This is a genomic window from Acerihabitans arboris, assembly GCF_010131535.1.
Classification (GTDB): Bacteria; Pseudomonadota; Gammaproteobacteria; order Enterobacterales; family Enterobacteriaceae; genus Acerihabitans; species Acerihabitans arboris.
On record NZ_WUBS01000011.1, the window covers coordinates 130,878 to 148,149 of the forward strand.

Annotated in this window: 17 protein-coding genes; all 17 read right to left on the reverse strand. The window is 52.0% G+C overall.

What is annotated here, in order from left to right:
- Positions 1-44 precede the first annotated feature (44 nt).
- A complete protein-coding gene (locus GRH90_RS16080; protein WP_162366975.1) occupies positions 45-443 on the reverse strand; it encodes a hypothetical protein in 399 nt (132 codons plus the stop codon).
- Complete coding sequence (locus tag GRH90_RS16085) at positions 440-3,265, reverse strand: conjugative transfer ATPase (RefSeq protein WP_376766089.1); 2,826 nt, start codon at positions 3,263-3,265, stop codon at positions 440-442. Before GRH90_RS16085 ends, GRH90_RS16080 begins: the two co-directional genes overlap by 4 nt.
- Positions 3,262-3,669 (reverse strand): TIGR03751 family conjugal transfer lipoprotein, encoded by a 408-nt coding sequence (locus GRH90_RS16090; RefSeq protein ID WP_162366977.1) that lies wholly within the window; start codon positions 3,667-3,669, stop codon positions 3,262-3,264. The genes GRH90_RS16085 and GRH90_RS16090 overlap by 4 nt, the downstream gene beginning before the upstream one ends.
- Positions 3,656-4,069 carry a hypothetical protein gene (locus tag GRH90_RS16095; RefSeq protein WP_162366978.1) on the reverse strand — a complete coding sequence of 138 codons (414 nt, stop codon included), beginning with the start codon at positions 4,067-4,069 and terminating at the stop codon, positions 3,656-3,658. Before GRH90_RS16095 ends, GRH90_RS16090 begins: the two co-directional genes overlap by 14 nt.
- A 14-nt stretch (positions 4,070-4,083) precedes the next feature.
- Entirely contained in the window at positions 4,084-5,625 is a 1,542-nt protein-coding gene (locus tag GRH90_RS16100) for a TIGR03752 family integrating conjugative element protein (RefSeq protein WP_162366979.1), read from the reverse strand.
- Positions 5,622-6,512 carry a TIGR03749 family integrating conjugative element protein gene (locus GRH90_RS16105; RefSeq protein ID WP_162366980.1) on the reverse strand — a complete coding sequence of 297 codons (891 nt, stop codon included), beginning with the start codon at positions 6,510-6,512 and terminating at the stop codon, positions 5,622-5,624. The genes GRH90_RS16100 and GRH90_RS16105 overlap by 4 nt, the downstream gene beginning before the upstream one ends.
- Positions 6,509-7,168: a PFL_4703 family integrating conjugative element protein gene (locus GRH90_RS16110; RefSeq protein ID WP_162366981.1), complete on the reverse strand. Its 660-nt coding sequence runs from the start codon at positions 7,166-7,168 to the stop codon at positions 6,509-6,511. Before GRH90_RS16110 ends, GRH90_RS16105 begins: the two co-directional genes overlap by 4 nt.
- Positions 7,165-7,539: a TIGR03750 family conjugal transfer protein gene (locus tag GRH90_RS16115; protein WP_162366982.1), complete on the reverse strand. Its 375-nt coding sequence runs from the start codon at positions 7,537-7,539 to the stop codon at positions 7,165-7,167. Before GRH90_RS16115 ends, GRH90_RS16110 begins: the two co-directional genes overlap by 4 nt.
- A gap of 9 nt (positions 7,540-7,548) precedes the next feature.
- Positions 7,549-7,911, reverse strand: coding sequence for a TIGR03745 family integrating conjugative element membrane protein (locus GRH90_RS16120; protein ID WP_246236093.1), 363 nt, complete (start codon positions 7,909-7,911; stop codon positions 7,549-7,551).
- A 16-nt stretch (positions 7,912-7,927) separates the two neighbouring features.
- Positions 7,928-8,173, reverse strand: a complete 246-nt coding sequence (locus GRH90_RS16125; RefSeq protein WP_162366984.1) for a TIGR03758 family integrating conjugative element protein — start codon at positions 8,171-8,173, stop codon at positions 7,928-7,930.
- A complete protein-coding gene (locus GRH90_RS16130; RefSeq protein WP_162366985.1) occupies positions 8,173-8,481 on the reverse strand; it encodes an integrative conjugative element protein, RAQPRD family in 309 nt (102 codons plus the stop codon). The genes GRH90_RS16125 and GRH90_RS16130 overlap by 1 nt, the downstream gene beginning before the upstream one ends.
- A 540-nt stretch (positions 8,482-9,021) precedes the next feature.
- Positions 9,022-12,093: an anti-phage protein gene (locus GRH90_RS16135; RefSeq protein ID WP_162366986.1), complete on the reverse strand. Its 3,072-nt coding sequence runs from the start codon at positions 12,091-12,093 to the stop codon at positions 9,022-9,024.
- Positions 12,094-12,736: 643 nt separating this feature from the next.
- Positions 12,737-13,489 carry a TIGR03747 family integrating conjugative element membrane protein gene (locus GRH90_RS16140; protein WP_162366987.1) on the reverse strand — a complete coding sequence of 251 codons (753 nt, stop codon included), beginning with the start codon at positions 13,487-13,489 and terminating at the stop codon, positions 12,737-12,739.
- Positions 13,489-15,609 carry a type IV conjugative transfer system coupling protein TraD gene (gene traD, locus GRH90_RS16145; protein WP_162366988.1) on the reverse strand — a complete coding sequence of 707 codons (2,121 nt, stop codon included), beginning with the start codon at positions 15,607-15,609 and terminating at the stop codon, positions 13,489-13,491. Before traD ends, GRH90_RS16140 begins: the two co-directional genes overlap by 1 nt.
- Positions 15,606-16,193 carry a restriction endonuclease gene (locus GRH90_RS16150; RefSeq protein ID WP_162366989.1) on the reverse strand — a complete coding sequence of 196 codons (588 nt, stop codon included), beginning with the start codon at positions 16,191-16,193 and terminating at the stop codon, positions 15,606-15,608. Before GRH90_RS16150 ends, traD begins: the two co-directional genes overlap by 4 nt.
- Positions 16,190-16,711, reverse strand: coding sequence for an integrating conjugative element protein (locus GRH90_RS16155; protein WP_162366990.1), 522 nt, complete (start codon positions 16,709-16,711; stop codon positions 16,190-16,192). Before GRH90_RS16155 ends, GRH90_RS16150 begins: the two co-directional genes overlap by 4 nt.
- Positions 16,708-17,268: a transglycosylase SLT domain-containing protein gene (locus GRH90_RS16160; RefSeq protein ID WP_246236109.1), complete on the reverse strand. Its 561-nt coding sequence runs from the start codon at positions 17,266-17,268 to the stop codon at positions 16,708-16,710. Before GRH90_RS16160 ends, GRH90_RS16155 begins: the two co-directional genes overlap by 4 nt.
- Positions 17,269-17,272 lie beyond the last annotated feature (4 nt).

A 17,272-nucleotide genomic window follows, 5' to 3' on the forward strand; every position in this document is an offset into this window, starting at 1 on the left:
CGCCGTCTGCCCAAAAAATTTGAGCACACGTCGCCAGTTTCCGATCACTTCTCCTTTCCGGTGATATCTTCCAGCGCCTTCAGCAGCCACAGCATATCGGTGGCATCAGGCAGGTTGATATACCAGCGGGCGCCCCGGGCATACTCTTCATCGTCCGGCCAGACCGTGTTGCCGGTAAGCGTTATTAGCAAGTCCAATGCCTTGCCTGCGTGGTCGCTAAGATGGACCGACAGGCAGTTGCGCATGCCGACCCGGTGCGGTCGGACGGATACGATGATCGGATGCTGCAGGCGACGGCATACCTCATCACAGAGTCTTGTTACCTGGCGATGATCGCTCTCACCAATATGCGCTTCTCCTTGCGGCGGCACATCAAACACCACGGCCAGGCTTACCTCGTTATCATTGACTACCTTGGGCGATGACATAACCAGTCGTCTCATGTTGGCCTCATTTCAGTCATAATGCCCCGTGCCTTATCGAGCTTGCGCGCCACATGGAACGCCGCCTCAAGTTCGCTGCAGTTATATTCGTTCATCAGTTGCCGGCGTTCGGCTTTTTCTTCTTTTTCGGTCATGCCCAGCGCCAGGTACAGGCTTGGCGGTACCGCCCTGAACAAGGCCTCTACACGTTTGGCCAGCACTACGCCCTCGGTGTAGCAGCGGGGAAGTTTGGTGGCTGAGAGCAGCATGGCTTTTTGCTCCTCAGTCAGCTTTTTGAAACGGGATATCTGTTCGACCTCGTCCGGCGGCATGGTCAGGCATAACCACCACTCCGCCATATTCAGCATTTTTTCTGCCGTCAGGGGATAGTCAGCCAGATTCTGCGTGGCCAGCCAGAGCCAGGCACCCAATTTGCGCCACATCTTGACCACTTTGGTCATATAAGGCGACAACAGCGGGTTTGTGGTCACGATATGGGCCTCGTCGATCACCATATTGATTTCCCGATCGAGATACTGGTCACGTTCGGCGATATTATTGACGGTATTGACCAGGGCGATGACCGCCACCGCCATCTGCGCCTCGTACCCTTCCCTGGCCAGCGTGCCAAGGTCGATAAGCGTGACGTCCGCCTCCGGCCAGGGTGTTCCAGGACGGTTAAACAGCTCCCCTTCAAACCCTTCGGTAAACATACTCAGCGCTTCCGACATCTCTTCCGCCCGGGCGCGCCGGCTGGCAGTTCTGCGTTCACGCCCGTCCGCATCTTTGCTGATATCCCGCGCAATATTTTCCAGCGCGCGCATCAGGTCTTCCGGTAGCATCTGGCGCTGCTGGTCGTAAGAGAGCCTGGCGGCCGCCAAAATGGCTTCCCGCAGCATACCGCGATCGGCGCGGGTCATACGGGCCTCTTCGGCCGCTTCCCCGCCGGTGACCATCAGGCGGGCGGCAATCTCCATTTCGCCCAGGATATCGCGCTTTTCATCGTCCTCATCCCCTTCCCCGCTGTCTTCGTCGATTTCCGGCAGGGCCGCTTCATCCGTCACCAGTTGGTCGGGCGAGGCCTGCAGCAGCAGGTGCGCATCGGAAAACGGCGCCAGCGATACCCCTCTTCCCGGCTTGACGCTGATTTTATTCACGCTGAGGCCCAGCGACTCACAGTAGTCGGCAAACAGGCCAAAGGAGTTACCGGCTTCCAACAGAAACAACCGCGGCCGATGAACCGCCATCAGTTGGGACAGCGAGCTACAAAGCGTGGCGGATTTGCCCGACCCGGTCGGCCCAAACAGCAGCAGGTGTGCGTTCTGCGTGCGGTCATTTTTGTTAAGCGGATCGAACGTCAGCGGCGCGCCGCCACGATTGAAAAAAGAAAATCCCGGATTACCGGTGCCGGTGTCACGGCCAAACACCGGCAGCAGACAGGCAAAATGCTGCACAAACGTCAGCCGACTGTACCAGTTATTTTTGTCGATATCAGGGTTAAAACACATCGGCAACGCACGTAGATAGCCGTTTAGCGGCGCCACATCGTGCTCAGGATTGACTGGTTGCAACCCGGCATTGAGCAGTTTGGCGCTGATATCCAGATAGCGTCTATCCAGCGCATCCAGATCCGGCGCTTTGATCAGAAATGTCAGCGCGGCCCGATAGAGCTTGTGGCGTTCGCCCAGGTATTCACGGGCTTTGTGAGCATCTTCGCGGGCGCGGGTTGATTCAATATTTTCGCCCATGGCGTTACGACCAAGGCGGTTAAATTCCTCCTCCAGCACGTCCTGCGGCTGCACGACCAGCGTCATCGCGATCATGGTGCCTTCCGGCATCAAATCCATCAGGGTATTGATATTTTCCCCACGCCGGACCTCGCCAGTCAGATGGCCGGTCTGCGGCGCTCGGCGCAAACGCTCCACCGGCACCGCCTTATGCGCCACGTTGTCAAACCACCACACCCCGCGCTCGGCGTCGCTACGCGGGCGGGTAAACCACAGTGTTTCGCTAAAGTCATTGAGGATCGGCAACGTGTCCGGCTCACCATCATCGTGACGGGCGGCACGATACAAAATCTCCGGTGCGACCCACTCGGGTTTGGGATTAAACCAGCGCAGCAGCCAACTGTGAATTTGCTCGCCGTTCTGCCGTTCGCAACGTATGCCGGCGCCGGCCAGCGCCGAGGTCAGGCGATCGCAGACCTGGTTTAGCATCACCGCCGGCGGCAGCGGATCGCGTCCGTGTTTTTCCACGTAACGGTAAATCACCAAACGGGTGCGGCGGGTCTGGCCACGCCACGGCGCGCCGGTGACAATTTTGTCCTCAAACAGGCCCTGCTCCACCGAGATGCTTTTCATATGGCGCTCCGTTTCCGCCAGCCAGGCCTGGGTAAACGGCGTTGCCTGCGCCCAGGGTTTGACGTAACCACGCAGGTTATCCATATAGGCTGTAACGTCGGGGTCATCCTGGCAGTAGAACTGCACCACCCACTGGTGGCCGTCAAGCTCTGGCAAACTGTCCTGCAGTGCATCTTCCACCACATCGCGGATCTCTTCCAGGCGTTCGGCCGAACGCCCTTCCGTCCCCACCGGGATCACGTTATAGACGGCGCCCACCGACAGGCCATCATCCAGCAACAGGCACTGCTCAGCCTTGAGGTACTCACCCCAGGGCATGTAGTCGATAATGGAGTGCGTCGTCGCGTAGGTTTTTGCTTCATCGGCGTGGATGAACCTTCCCTCACGACTCAGCGGCTCGTGGCCGCCAACGGCAAACGGGCCGCTGCCGACCAGATGTTTATCCGATGAAGCCGTTTTGGGACGAAACAATGAAAACATTATAAGTCCTCCGTGCGTTCACCCGGCAGGGCATATTGCACCTGGCTGTAGAAGGGGAACACGGTGCTGTAGCCCGGCACCGGCGTATTACCGTCGGCAATATGGGGATAAACGTACATCACCATGTCCGGATTCGGCAGGCGCGGAAACGTCTGCTGGATCTCATTTTGCTCGGTGCGGCTGTAGCTTTCCGCCACCTGCCCGGAGGTGGTCTGCTCGCGATCGGTCAACGTGCGACGTAACGTGGCCCGCCCTTCATTGGCGGTGTGGGTTATGGAGGCGCCATTATTCCACAGTTCCAGCATCGTGCTGTCGCCCGGCGGCAACATCTCATCTTTACGGGTGCTGCAGCCGCTCAGAAATATCAGCAAACCGACACAGAGCAGGCGACTTTTAGTCTTGCTCATTTATGCAACCTCCTGTTTTATAAAACGCATCTATCGCGGAAAAATCCAAAAAACATCGCATCAGAAATGCATCGATATCAGATAATAGCGGCTCCCCGGTCTGCAACTCATAGCGTGATTTCACCGACGCGATCCACAAGCGACCGGCGGTCGGTGTGGGATCCTGTGTCAGCTTAACCAGCCAGAACAGCGAGCCTTTTTGCAAAAAGGTCACTGGCTTTGGTCCCCGACAGCACCACCACATGGGCACCAATATCGTGGAGTACAGGGTGGAGCTGAACGTCTGCCAGTCAGGCTCTGCCACGGGCGGCGGGCACCATACGGATTGCCAAGGCGTAATCTGCCGGGTGAGCAATGATAGGGACAGTGCCTGCGCAGAAATTGAGATTGGCTTAATCATCCTCCCCCCTCTTATCAATCCAACCCGGTACCGGCCTGGCTCAGGCTGAAGTCGTACTTCACCTTGCGGCCTTTTTCTTCATAATCAATCGCCAACTGACGGGTAATATGCACGGCCACCTTCATACCCGGCGGCACGTAAATCGCGTCAAAGGTTTGGCCGTAACGCGCCTTGACCCAATCCACGGTTTCTTTCATGCCACCCGATACCGCTTTGCCCAGCACCGCCTGACCGGCGTCGCCGGTGAGCGTCGACGTCACACCACCAAAGCCGTTCGACTGAGAGGTATTTTGGTTCTGTGCGAGGGCGTCCCCGGCCGCGCTGCCGGCAGACAGCGTAAACAAAGTGGGTAAATAGGTGGAGGCGTTTGATTTGCGCTCTCCAGACAAGCATGGAATACCGTTCTCATCAGATAACCAGCCGATGCCGCCGCTGTTACCACCGTTACTGCCGTTGCTGCCGCTCTGATTACCCGCGGTTTCGGTCTGTCCCGACGGGCGCGGCAACGTGCGCACCGTACCGTCCGTGAAAACGAAAGTGATGCTCGTCACCGAGCCGCGCACACACGATAACGTCCAGTCGCCGGTGGCGGTACCTGACACAATCGCCCCCTGCACGTCCGGCAGGTCGATACCATTAGCTGTCAGGTTATCTTTGCCAATCAGCACCTTGAACGGATAGGGGTCGATCACTTTGCCGTCAATGGGCACGCGCCCCAGCAGGGCCGTCATGGCCCGACTACCAATCAAGGTGGCATTTTCAGGCAGGGTATAAACCGGATCGACCGGTCCCTCTGCCGCTTTATTACCGCTCAGGGTCTGGCCACCGCCGGTTTTATTGGCCAGTTCCGCTTTTTGGCGGGTGATGGCGTTATCCTCCATAAATGACGTGGCAAAGTTAAATCCGCTGGCGCTGTTGCTGTTCCCTGTGCCGACGGGTTTGCCGCTGGCGTCCACCGCCACGCCGTCCTTGGGCTCCACCCATAACAGGCCATCGCCTGCGGATGACGGCGTACCGTAACCGGCTCCGCCGCCCTCCAGACCAAGGCCCACCGGAATATCACTGCCCGGGCCGCTGGCATTTCCTGTGCTGGCGCTCCCTCCATGGTCACCGTTATCTTTGAGACGCTGCAACAAGCTGCCCACCTGGGATGTCAACTCTTCAACCTGTCCTTTAAGCTGCCCTTGCTCCTTTATAGCCTGAGACTGTGAGGTGGCCACGGCCTGGTTGATGCGCTCATCCACGTTTTGGTTGGTCTGCTTGAGATTTTTATTCTCTTCCGCCAACGTCTTGTTGTCCGCATCAAGCTGATTCTGGCGTGAGGTGACCGTTTTCAGGCTCCCAACCAGCGTGCGTAACGTATCCTGCGGCGTGTCCCCCTCAATGCCCATCGATTTGAGATCTTCCGGCGACAGTTCGGCAAGCACATTACCTGTCTTGGAAGGTATCCTGGCTTTTTCGTCGGTCGGTGAGCAGGCTTTCACGCCGATAAGCACGGTACCCAAAAGCGCAAGCGGGACCAGGAGTTTTACCAGGGCATTGGATTTCATTTTCATTTCTTGGATCTCCGCGTCTGGGTGGCTTTTGCCGTGGCCAGCACCGGTTCCGGTAAAAATGCGCTATCTGGCCGCCCTTCGGTGACCAAATACAGCACTGTGGTATCCTCCGGCGTGCCGGCATTGCCTAGCCAGCGGTGCTGAAAGGTCGCCGAGACAAACTGCCCTTGCAGCTCACGCGGATCGAGGATGACTTTTGCCGCCGAGGTATTACGCACCTGCAGCGCGATCACGCCGTAACCATTCAGGCTCCAACCCGCCAGCGGACTTACCGTGACCGACGCGGCGGGATACAGCGCGGTGATGCGCGACGGCAGTTTGAGGGCCACGCTGGATATTCCCGGCACCGCGTCGACGGTGCGCAGCGGGCCATATAGGCTCTGGGCGGCATAACGCGTCAACACCACCGGCAGCGGGGCGTTCAGTTTGGCCGGCTTATGACGTTCGGATAGAGTTTCGTTTTGCGAGGATGACGACGGGCCGCTGCCATGACTGCCGCTCACCTGCGTTTTGTCGCTGGCGGACGCGGAAGACACCTCACCTTCATACACCACCTGGACCGGCTCTCGCGTGGCTTTGCCGGGGGTGGCGCTGACGTCCAGCAGAATAATTTCGCCATTTTCTTTGTTCTGCAGCTGCAGACGGGTCACCGGGAACGCCTCACTCGCATCCAGGTACACCGCGCCGCCGCTGCTTTGCACCCGCAGCTTGCCGTTCAGCGTCGGCGGAAATCCCACGCGCACGTTTTTATCGACAAACACAATCCTTTCCTGCCCAACGTTTAACGGGATCTGCAGGGGGATGCGCTCCCACTTCATCAGCTCTATGGCGCCGGCTATGCCCGATATCGCCATCAGCGCCGTGGCCAGGATAAGGTGTCGTTTCACTGGAATACCCCCGATTTTTTCTCCACAGCCTGAACCGGCGCGGCTTCAAGACGTTGCGGCACGCCGGCATAACAATCGATGGCCAGGCCAAAGGGATTGCGCTCCGGATCGCCTTCCCAGCGAATGACTTTTACCGGATAGCGCACCATGGCGCGCTTGACGGGTTCGGTGTGGTAATACTCATCCGCCACCACATCGAGCCGGGCCACCCACTCGTCATCGGATTTGATATCCACGCTTTTGTTGCTGTAACCCCGTTTGGGAATTTCATACACCACGCGCACGCGATCTTTCAGTTCCCCGTTGTTGGTACGAAACTCCGCGTCTTTATTAAGGAAATCCTGACAGGCCGGCGTGAGATAAGGACTCATCTGGGCAATTTTAGCCGGATAGTCCACGTCGCCGTTTTTCGGCCAGGCGTTCAGCTGTTGGAAAATATAGAACGCAAAGCTGTACACCGTGGACGGCGGCACCTTCCACCACTCGCGGGTGCTGCCAGAGCGTAAATCCGGCGGATTATGAATAGTCAAACTGCGCGGCGCCATCATCCAGCCGGCCAGCGTCAGCACCAACAGAAACAGCAGCACCCCGCAGGCGGCGCGCAGCGAGAAAATATGATTGTCGCGGGCGCTGACCGCGTTGCGATAACGGCTCATGCCCCACCCTCAAAGGGGATCGGACGCGAGCGTTTGAGCGCCCACGCCCGACTTGTGATGATAAGGACATGCGTCAGCCCCATACGGGCACGCAGCTCTTCCAGGCGGCGCCAGACGTAGTTCTCCGGCTTGCCGCGCTTAAAACCGCTGATCCACCGGCCACCGATAAACACCAACAGCAGCGGCAATATCAACATGCAGGTGGGGATGGCCACCCAGCCGACTCCGGGAATAAACGCCAGCGGAATACCGCACGGAATGCCCAGCAATACGCCTATGCCGGCGGTCAGGCCCAGCTCGCCGGTGGTAAAACCGCGATACACCACCGGAGGGACATTCAGACGATCGGGGAGGAAGTCGATCACCGCCATAGGTCCTCCTCAGAAAATATCCAGGGCTTTATTGGCCAGCCAGATGATCACCACCAGAAGAATGGCACCCACCAGAACGAACGTGACAAAGTGCGCCCACTTGGCCTTACCCTCACGAACGTCATGAAACGAGGACAACGCGGCCAGCGCCACGACAATAAAACCGGCCGCGGCCAGCAACAATCCGCCTAACGCAAAGCCGTCTTTGATATAGCCTTTAAACGTATTGATCACCCCACCGCCGCCACCGCTGGAAGGCTGTTCAATGGCGGGCAAATCTGCCCAGGCGCTGCCGGTGTATAGCGCGCCCAGTACCGCCAGATGGGTGAGGCGATCAGTGGTAAGGCGAATGACATTGATAATTTTCATCATCGGGTCCTTGTTAAAATCAGTGTGCGTAGAAGAAAAGGGAAAGGAGGATCAGCAGAACCAGACGAATGGCGGTCTCGGCCAAGGTGTCCATTCGAACCGTTTTGTTTTTCACGCCGCGATACGCCTGGAGCAGCGACCAGGCGGCAAACAGCAACAGGCAGCCAAACAGGCAACCGAGGATCAACAGGTTAAGATCCGCTGGCGCAGCATTGCCGCCGACGCCGGCATTCCACGCAGACTGCTGGGCACTGGTCATGGACATCAGCGGCCCTCCTCGCGGTATTGTCCTGTCACCGACATCGGTAGCGTCGGCTGGGCGCGGGACGGTTCTAAGTAACGCTCGATGCCCTGTTTCATGGTGGTGATATCACGCGTGGCGCTGAGGTAATCGAAATAAAACCGAACATCCTGGCCATTTTGGTTGGCCACCACGCGGGCGCGGTCAAGACCCGCCTGCACCTGGTCAAGCTGGCGCATCACCAGGGCAAGTTCATCTTTTTCGGATGCCTGGACGTGGAATGTGCCGGCTGCGGTCAGCAGCAAAACCCAGAGTCCGGGGGATAGGCGCATAGCGCTCTCCTGTCGTGATTAACGGTGCGGGTAAAGACTGACGCAACCGGATTGGGAGAGCAGTAGGAAACTGTTTATGGCGGAGTAAAAATTATGCTGAAAGGAAGGAAATTACTTTATTGTTACAGAAGAGACATATGCGATATGAAAGGAGTAAATCAAAGGTAGCATACACAACTGTACAAATTTACAGATATTATGGAAATTTATAGTACCAATTTCTTGTTCATATATTTTCAATACGCGATAGCGTTAAAAATTCCATTAAGGGAAATCAATAGTATTCGTTCGATATGTTTCAGACATCAGTAATCAGTAATCAGTAATCAGTAATCAGTAATCAGTAATCAGTAATCAGTAATCAGTAATCAGTAATCAGTAATCAGTATAAGGACATCATCCAAAAACACGTTGTCAATTCGCCATAAAATTGTTTTTTTGGCTTCACTTTAATTTAAATCATCAGCAAAAATTATGTAATTACGTGAAGTTTTTGGCCGTGTTCAAATAAAAACACAGCCAAGAAAATATCTAAAATAATTACTTTAATTTATGAAAGCCTATTTGCTTCGATACACTACCGTAGTTTATACCAGAGATAGAACAAATCTGCTGCGTCTCTGTATCTGAACGTTCAAACATATATAGATAATTTAGCACGATACTTTTAAGTAATCTATCTGAGAGATGGTTTCTTTCCATGCCATTTATAAATCTTCTTAATTCATCGATCGAAACGGCGTTTCCCATTTCAAGAAGAGTGGCAAGCTTAATTAATTTCCCTGAGTTCGATCCTATTTCATCACACACTTCGCTTATCACTTGTTGAAGATGGATGCTTCCGATAGAAGAAGATATCTTTGTTATGAAGAAAAAACTTATACTTAGTGTAAGTTCAAACAAAAATCTTTTTGCAGATTCTCTTACATCTGATGATGTGGTCACATCCATTTTATCTTGATATTTCTCAATAATTCTTTTTTCAACCATGTCTAGAGTCGCTTCCGTATTATCTTCAATCAATGTAAAAAAATAGCCTAGAGATCTTAAAGGGGCTTTTATTGCTTGGTCAAGTAATTTTTTCTTCTGGATTACTTTTAGTGACCCATAATAATTTCTGGATAATTGTCCGAGAATTTCAAGAGATTTAAAAGTAAGATTCATGCTTTTCATGAAATCGCTTGTTTCCAATGCATAATTATCTCTGTTTTTTTCATCAGAATTACTAAAATCATCATCCTCATCTAATACAGTATCAAGTGAATGGTGATCATTTTCTTCAAATTCATCTATCTGTGACTCTACCTTCCTTCTTAAATCTATTTTATTTTGATTCTCATATATTACTGGGAGCTCAGATAACTGATCCACTATTTTATTTATAAGATTTGTATCGAGTTCAAGTTTTGTAGGCGCAGTTTCGGAAAATAAGGTTCTAGCCTGTGCAATAACTTTATCTAATATTGATTCATCACGAGAGTGATGTGTGAGAAACATAAGAATACTCATGCTTCTACGTTTCCCAAGCGTAGCAATTAAATTATCAACCGTGCTAATAGTGCTAATATGAGTGATCGTGTCAGATAAATATTTCGCAATAAAAAAATAATAAACGTATGGATATTTGAATCTAAAATAATCATTATCTTTTTTTTCTAGAATCTTCGCACGAACTAATAAACCACATCTCGTTTGGAAATCTATTTTTACTCCATAATCTTCACAAAAGTTCGCATTAAAGTCCCATAAATTATTATTGGAGTCTTCTTTAAGGTTATTTTTGAAGAAATAATTTGATAGTTCCTTAACATAATTGAAAAACTCATCTAATTCTTCTTTTTTGACTGACGCATTCCCAAGGCTTTGCGTAATCAAATACTCATAATAATAACCATATGTATTTGCACTTACTTCGAGAGCATTCCCATTTTCCATAGACTGGAGAAGAGTAAGTAAGAAAAAAGGAGTTGATGGAACATAGTTCCTACCAATCACCTGACTTATAGTTTTAACTGCATGATTGTTTTTGAAAACTAAACTTCCTTTTTCATTTTGACATTCTTCTTTCAATTGATTCCATTTATTTACTAACTCATATCTCAATCTATGTCCGAGTTTGGAAATTTCATACTTAAAATATGTCTTATCAAAATATCCATCGCCAAGAAATTCACTTCCACTAAAGTCAAACGTATCGCTTACAGTAATTATTATTTTTTTGAAAATATTGGAAGACCTTTCTAAAAAAATCTCAATCGATTTTCTATCGCCTTTTATATAATCAAACCCGTCCAATAATAATACCTTTTCAACAGAACTTGAAATGAATTCAATATTTGTCATATCAATATATTGTTTTGCAACATGTCTAGCAATGATTTTATCGTATTCCGTTCCACCATTCCTTATAGAGCCACCATCTATTAGCAGTGGTAGCTTGTTTTTTTCGATTGAATCTATAAATATTTTTTTAAGCAGTGTAGATTTCCCGCAATACTCATCTCCTATTAAAACTATCTTACTTTTATCATTATCTAATAAATTTTCTGAAGATATTTTCTTCAAATCAAATTTATCATCCGCATCTAAACTTTTTAGATTTGGATAAACAAAAACATCCTCTAAACTAATAACTTCTTTATCGGGATGAATATAGCTAACTCCAATGTCATGAAGACTTATATTGAAATCATGATTAACAGTTACATAGGAATTAGAAATTGAAGATGCTTTTAAAATATCACTTTTCCTAATTATTTTATCTTCTAAAAATCTACTAGCACTCCATTTATAGCTAGTTAATATTATGTCATTGCTTTCAATATGGAACGTAATAAACCCATTATCTACAATACTAGGGTCATCAAATGGCATCGTTTCGATCATCAGACATGAGTTACTTTCCCCCTTAACGGTAAACTCATCCTTCAAATGTTCATGCCCAGTTAATATAATAGCATATTCTTCTCTTATTATATTTCTTATTGCTTTTTGATTGTCTGGTGAAAACCATGATAAAGGATGATGAAAAAATAATATCCCATTAGTTTTTTTATTTGTCTTGGGGATAAATTTTTGAGGAAAACATATATCACCGCCATGTTCATGAATTTGGGAACACCAAGCTGTATTTAATGTACTTATAAGATACATACCTTCGCCTGACTTTATTTCAAATTGTTTTGACAGTGGCGTACTATTTATGACCTTCAATGTTTCAAAATTAGATTCAAATTCAAAATAATCCTTCATTCCTTTTGTTATGATATCAATGCTTTCCTCATCTTGGAGTTCTGGATCTATTTTTATCAAAGTATTTCGTGTCACACTGGACTTATAACTGGAAAAATTATGATCGTGATTTCCAGGGCACATTATTAAGTCATAACATGTTGCCAACTCTTCAAAAATAGGAACTAAGAGATCATACTCTTCTTTAGATCCACTAAATGCTAAATCCCCAGATACTAATAAGATTATTTTTTCAAACCCTCCCATCTCTTTCAAGCTTTTCAAAGTAAATACAAAAACATTTAGCTTTTCTAATACATTGTTTTTACTAGTATTTTTTATATGAATGTCACTGAGATTAACAAATAAAGTCTTGTTCATACTCTTGCCCTTCTCTGATTTTTAAGAGTAATCTTAAGGAATAATGAACAGATGGTAAACTAAATTATTTATATAATTTTACAATCGTTAGATAACTTACAGAACCGATGAACAACGATCATAACTTGACTAAGCATTGGTTAAACCAAAACAATTAACACATTGATAAATAGCGATAAAAAATTAAAAACATCAGTCATAAGTTTTTGAGCCGCTGGTTTATCGGTGGTTAGAACTTTTCCCGTGCCTCATGTTTCTCAAGAAAGTATTTGAACTCAATAACGGCAGTTCTGTCACTTATCCCGGCAAAAGTGTACAGCGGCAGTATGTCTTACATGGCATCTTCGGCCGAACCATCACGGAGGTTGAAAAAAAAAGCAGACAGTAAGTAATAGATAGATAGATAGATAGATAGATAGATAGATAGATAGAGGGCAAGGCCGTCGTTCGTTACCGATTTGTGAGAAATAGGGTATCAGCTTATCATTTTAGCTTGCTATGAAACCATGGAGTTCATATGGGAAAGAAAATATGCTTTAGGGAAACATAACCAGAAACCACAGGCATCAGGGTGGTCCATTAGCATAAAGTTGCTATCTTCTAACAAGTCTCTACTTAATCGCATTTTCCTTGAGGCTTCATTTTAGAGGTATTTTTTAAACGCCCCTGTCACCACCGACAGCACCACTCCCAGCATCACCGCAGCCGGCAATAGCAGTAAATTCGGCCACACCGCCATCGGCCATGCCAGGTATATCATGCAGGGGCCATACATGGCGGGCTTCACAAAACGCTTGGCATGATGATAGACAAAACTGGACTCATAACCTGCGCCATAGCGGCGTAAATCCCTGCGCACCAAACCATCCACGATGCCGGTGATGCTGACCAACACAAATAACGGGATAGACAACACCAGGATGGCCACGCGAATGGCAAAAATCACCGTCACGTATACCGTCGCCTGCAGATAGTCCCATAACGCCATGGCCAGCCAACCGCCAACGCGGTTAAGCGCCTGGGCCACTCCCGCCTGCGCCCGCATCTGTCGGGCCTCATTCAGCCAGCGGGTAAAACCGCTGTCCACAAACAACCACTGATAAGCCTGGTGGACCCAGCCATTAATCACCGTGACCGGCTCTGACAGTAACAGGCTGCGGGTAAAACCGGCTGACAGGTAACCACTTTCAGTCAGCATCACCTGCCGGCTGTGCTCAGCCCCTTCGCTGGCCCACAGAAATGTCATGCCGACGTACTCAATTAACAGGCTGACCAACAGCGACGCGAACAGAATGCCGATGATTTTCCATGGTAGGTGCCAAAACAGCGACATAAATAGGCCAGGCTGTTTCTGAGGCGTGGTTGGTTGCCTGGGCGGCGTTTTTTCCTCAGCCATTATGCCCCCGGCTCGCCGTTATTCAATGTCGATGCCGGCAGCGCATCTGAGGGCAATGCGCTGCCGGTCCACCAGGTCTCGCCAGTGCGGTAATTTTGCTGCATATACTCGGCAATGCGGCCAATACTTTCAGGCATCAGCGCATCGTTACCGCTTCCCGGCAGGGGCATGCGGATTTTCCACAACCGGCCCCCTTCGAGCAGGGCAAACGCCTGGCCTTTTGGTAGGTTGATGATGTCCGCCGGCGTTATCATAAGCATCCTGGCCAGACTGACCTGGTCCTGCACGTTGCTGTTAAAATCCGTGCCTTCGCCCGGACGGGATATGTCGGTCACACCCGAGGTCAGAGTTTTGTTATACACATCTACTTCCGGTAACTGGCTGGTCAATAGTTCGGCCGTGCTGTTTTCACGCACCCGCAGCATAATAAGGGAGTTAAAGTTACCCACCACCTGGTTGGCCTTGGCGCGGCTGCCCACCCGCGCCTCGATATCTGACAGCGTCTGGGTATACGCCGTGACCTGGATCCCCGCCCCGCCGCCTTTGTTGATAAGCGGTATAAACTCATCGCCCATCAGCTCGTTAAATTCGTCGCAGTGCAGGTTAATCGGCACCTTCTTTTGCATTGTGGCGCCGGTTTCATCATTCAGCCCAAATTTATAGATATGGCCAGCGACCGACACCAGGTCGGCAAACATGCTGTTGCCCACGGCCGACGCCACCTCCGCGTCGGACAGCGCATCGAGGCCGACATAGACAATCCCTTTTTTTCGGATCACCTCCTGCCAGTCAAAGATCGGCCGGGTATCTTCCATGTCGCTGTAATCAGGCGCCAGCAATGCCGCCGTTTTGCCGGTGGTCAACTTTTCCAGTAGCGGCAGCAGGGAAGCCACGATTTTGTCAAAATAGGTGCGATCGTAACGAACGGCGCTGCGCAGGCCGTCCAGCACCGGGTCCCACAGCTTTTTACCCTCATCAGAGCTCAGTACCATCTCGATGGCCCAGACCTTCATCGCGTTGGCCTGCCCTTGCATATTGCGCGGCAGGTCTTTTTCTTTCAGCATGCCGGAGCTCAGCACACTCTGGACGCGCTCCCACAGCAGGGGCGCGCGGACCGTCAGCAGATTTTCAACGTAGGTCTCATACAGTTCACCGATATTAGTCACATAACGCAGGATATGGCCGTAATCGGGGCGTTGGCCCAGCGCGACCAGCGCCCGGGTAATAATATTCACAAAACGCCAGGCGAACTCGCGGAACGCGGCAGAGTTGCCTTCGCCCGACAGCTGGCCCGCGACGCGCGACGCCACTTCGGAGATACGGCTAAAGCGCCCAATGGCGTTGTAGCGGGCGCTGATATCCGGCCAGCCGAGGTGAAACACGTAAAATTCATGCTCCCGGCCGGCGCGGCGCGCTTCCGCCCACATCCGTTTCAGCAGGTCGGCATCGCCTTTTGGGTCAAACATCACCGTGACGTCCCCGCGCCGAATATCCTGGGTGACCAGCACCTCCGCCAGGCGGGTTTTCCCGACGCGGGTGGTACCAATAACCAGCGTGTGCCCCACGCGCTCACCCAGATCATAAAGCACATCACGTTCATCCAACTCAACGCCGTGGTAAACCGGGCTCCCCCCGACCGGGGGCAGCGGGCGTGCCGGATTAAGTACCGTGTCGGCCTGCAGCAGCTTGCATAACCGGGGCTGGCTGTACTCCAGGCGTTTTTCCAGGTCACGGGCCAGGCGATAGATAACGCGGGGCTGGACATATTGCTCCGTCTCCGGGCGACGGGCCTCCAACAGGCGCTGGGTGTGTTTTTGCGTCCATTGAAAACCGCGCCCCAGAAACAGATAACGGTGACTGACCGGGATCTGGCGGCTGCTTAATTCATAACGCGGGAGACGGCGGATATTGCGCCGGTAACGCAGAATACGCAGCCCCTGGCGGGTGCGGGTCAAGGCCAGCAGACCAAACCCTGCCGCAGTGACCCAACTGACAGAGGGAGCCAGCGCGACGGCCCAGGGCGCCGTCAGACAAATGTAGGTCGCACACCACGCCGTCCCGGCCGTATACATCTCCACGGCAGGCCGCAGGAGGGACTCCATGACATAACGATCGCTCATCGGTCCCTCGTTTGCCAGCCAGCGTCACCGCTGAGAAGTTTTAACAGCCGGCCGCCGCTTAACAGCGCGATTTCCGGGTAGGCGTCCAGCACATCACGGCTGACGTCGCCGGTCCTGCCGGTATGGACGAAGAATCCATGGCAGTGTTCTTGACGAACCAACGCCCCAAAGTCTCGCACATGCTGCGCCTGGATATTGCCCGCAAAGCGCTTGGCTTGAATTAACCAACGCTGGCCATTAACCCATACCTGGCCGTCCTTCCCGCCATCGCCGCTGTAGCTGGCGTTGCGCTTGATACGGTTCCCCTGGCGCAAGAACGCCGTCAGCAGCACCTCTTCGAACACATACGGGTCAACCTTACGCAGGTAGGTGATGCGCGCCGCATCATCACGTAACTGCGGCAGTCGGCTCAGCACACGAAGCGCCTGACGCTGATAGCGACGATGCCGCCGCTGGCTGGCGGTTCCGAATGTCGCGGACAGGAAATATAAGCACGCTGGCAGCAGGAGAACACTCAGCCATAACCAAGGCGATCCCTGGCTCAGGGTACGCAGGAGTTCACCGGCAAGTTCGGCGCCAATCATTGTGCCAGCCCCTTGTCGGTTATCAGCAACGGGTAATGAGCCAGCTGCAGCCGGCGAGCCAGATCGCTGCCGCGAACCGGCGCCATTTCAGCGCCGGGTAAAAGGGCTTTCAGGCTTTGCAAACGCCCCAGGTCCGCGACGTTAACCACAAATCCCGTCGCGCCCAGACGCGTGAGCTCAGCGGCACGACGCAACAGCCACTGCCTGGACAGGTCATCATCGCCGACAATAAATACTGGCGGCATACCCGGCAGGTTTAACGGCCTGGCAGCCACCGGCCCCGGCGTCAGCTCTGGGGTGATAACCGGCAGCGCGGACGCGACAGTGACCTCCGCCGGCGGCGCCGAAGAGGATAGCGACTCAGGCGGCGTAAATTCTCCAGGCAACGCGTTGATCGCATCAAAAAAAGGCGCGGTCGATGCCCCACCGAGATCGCCTACCACCGTCAGGGCGCCGTAGCTGGCTACGGAGGTTAGCGTGGTTAAGGTAAACGACAACACTACCAAGGTTTTTTTCATTTGGGCTCGATCCAGGTGAGTTGATTACTGGCCAGTGCAACGTCGCGTTGGCGCCCTTCGGCGGAGTACGGTGCAAGGGTGTCGAGTTTGCGGCGAACAATGGCGATATAGGTGGCGGCGGCTTTGCCGCCTGCCGGATGGTGGTAACAACCGGCGGCGGTTATCCAGCTGCCGGGGCGGGCGTCGTAGCAGGTACGAAGAATACGGGCGGCGACGCGCAGGTTGGTATAGGGATCAAACGCGTCGTAGAAAGACGGGAACAGATGGCCGTTCCAGCCCAAATTGACCTGGGCAATGCCCACGTCAATGCGCTTCAACGGTACAATGCGCACAAATTTTAGTAGTGCTTGCCATGCAGCCTCACGGGTGGCGTAGCGATAGCCTTTGCCCGCCACATTCAGCGTCCAGGGCCACGGCCGTTCACCAAACGACAGGCGCAACGAACTTTCGGTCAACGCCAGGGAATAAAGGGACTCGGCGGGCACGCGCGCCTCGGCGGCAATCTGGCGATAGGCCTGCGGGATCGGCTGCGGGGACAAATGCATTTTCGCCGCCATCGCC

Bases quoted from the DNA above. Each gene is read 5' to 3' on its own strand.
- GRH90_RS16080 (WP_162366975.1), bottom strand. From the start codon at position 443: ATGAGACGACTGGTTATGTCATCGCCCAAGGTAGTCAATGATAACGAG.
- GRH90_RS16090 (WP_162366977.1), bottom strand. From the start codon at position 3,669: ATGAGCAAGACTAAAAGTCGCCTGCTCTGTGTCGGTTTGCTGATATTT.
- GRH90_RS16095 (WP_162366978.1), bottom strand. From the start codon at position 4,069: ATGATTAAGCCAATCTCAATTTCTGCGCAGGCACTGTCCCTATCATTG.
- GRH90_RS16100 (WP_162366979.1), bottom strand. From the start codon at position 5,625: ATGAAAATGAAATCCAATGCCCTGGTAAAACTCCTGGTCCCGCTTGCG.
- GRH90_RS16110 (WP_162366981.1), bottom strand. From the start codon at position 7,168: ATGAGCCGTTATCGCAACGCGGTCAGCGCCCGCGACAATCATATTTTC.
- GRH90_RS16115 (WP_162366982.1), bottom strand. From the start codon at position 7,539: ATGGCGGTGATCGACTTCCTCCCCGATCGTCTGAATGTCCCTCCGGTG.
- GRH90_RS16120 (WP_246236093.1), bottom strand. From the start codon at position 7,911: ATGATGAAAATTATCAATGTCATTCGCCTTACCACTGATCGCCTCACC.
- GRH90_RS16125 (WP_162366984.1), bottom strand. From the start codon at position 8,173: ATGTCCATGACCAGTGCCCAGCAGTCTGCGTGGAATGCCGGCGTCGGC.
- GRH90_RS16130 (WP_162366985.1), bottom strand. From the start codon at position 8,481: ATGCGCCTATCCCCCGGACTCTGGGTTTTGCTGCTGACCGCAGCCGGC.
- GRH90_RS16135 (WP_162366986.1), bottom strand. From the start codon at position 12,093: ATGAACAAGACTTTATTTGTTAATCTCAGTGACATTCATATAAAAAAT.
- GRH90_RS16140 (WP_162366987.1), bottom strand. From the start codon at position 13,489: ATGGCTGAGGAAAAAACGCCGCCCAGGCAACCAACCACGCCTCAGAAA.
- traD (WP_162366988.1), bottom strand. From the start codon at position 15,609: ATGAGCGATCGTTATGTCATGGAGTCCCTCCTGCGGCCTGCCGTGGAG.
- GRH90_RS16150 (WP_162366989.1), bottom strand. From the start codon at position 16,193: ATGATTGGCGCCGAACTTGCCGGTGAACTCCTGCGTACCCTGAGCCAG.
- GRH90_RS16155 (WP_162366990.1), bottom strand. From the start codon at position 16,711: ATGAAAAAAACCTTGGTAGTGTTGTCGTTTACCTTAACCACGCTAACC.
- GRH90_RS16160 (WP_246236109.1), bottom strand. From the start codon at position 17,268: ATGGCGGCGAAAATGCATTTGTCCCCGCAGCCGATCCCGCAGGCCTAT.